Annotated in this window: 1 pseudogene; it reads right to left on the bottom strand. The window is 77.1% G+C overall.

Annotated features, from left to right (window positions below):
* Positions 1-223 (bottom strand): annotated as a pseudogene (locus tag A612_RS12540) (pseudouridine synthase); the annotation flags it as partial.

Raw genomic sequence — 223 nt, 5'->3', positions numbered from 1 at the left:
GGCTGGCGTCGCCCTGCCAGTGGGTGCGCGGGCCGATCAGGCTTGCCGCCGGCCGGTGGCCGTCCTCGGCCTGGCCGCTCACGTAGCCCACCGGCTTGTGCAGCAGGATCGTCACCTGGTCGCGCTGGCGGCCCTGGGCGGCGCGGTCCACCTCGATGCGTGCCTGCGGGCCGACCTGCTGCCCGACCGAGGCCGGCACACCGTCCACGCGCACCCAGCCGCG

Source organism: Melaminivora alkalimesophila (assembly GCF_000282995.1).
Lineage (GTDB): Bacteria > Pseudomonadota > Gammaproteobacteria > Burkholderiales > Burkholderiaceae_C > Melaminivora > Melaminivora alkalimesophila.
The sequence above is the reverse complement of the archived record's forward strand: the minus strand, read 5'-3'. Positions and strand labels throughout refer to the sequence as shown.